We start from the raw sequence: 422 nt of genomic DNA on the forward strand, positions 1-422 counted from the left end.
GCCCACGCTGCGCATCCACCAGATGCCCCAGGTTGAGCTGGCTCTTGCCGCCGTACTCGGTGCTGACCTTGATATGTTCCTGGCCGCGGGTGTCGTCCAGACGAAACTTGTTGTTCGCGGGGGTGCGCAGCACGTTGCGCTTGTAGTTCTGGATGGTGACGTGGTCGGGGTGCAGGTTGTCGTGCAGGGCGTGGGCGATGTAGGGGCGGTCCGGGTCGCCCTGTTCGAAGGCGATCGCCACTTCGGTACCGGCCAGCAAGGGCAGGTGCAGGCCGTGGGTATCGCCGGCGTAGGGACGTGCCAGACGCAGCCACATGCTTTCGCGGCCTGCGTCCCAGGCGTCGCGGTCGAAGAGGAAGTTGACGCGGTAGCGGCCTTCGTTGTCGATGTGGCCGTAGGGGTCGTTCTGTTGCGGGCTGGTG

1 protein-coding gene is annotated in these 422 nt (G+C 65.6%); it reads right to left on the reverse strand.

The window, feature by feature from the left end; genetic code table 11:
• Positions 1-422, reverse strand: a 422-nt coding sequence (gene vgrG, locus P3W75_RS18265; RefSeq protein WP_276228726.1) for a type VI secretion system tip protein VgrG, incomplete at both ends; no start/stop codon positions are given.

Source organism: Pseudomonas citronellolis (genome assembly GCF_029335315.1).
In the GTDB taxonomy this organism is placed as follows: Bacteria; Pseudomonadota; Gammaproteobacteria; order Pseudomonadales; family Pseudomonadaceae; genus Pseudomonas; species Pseudomonas citronellolis_A.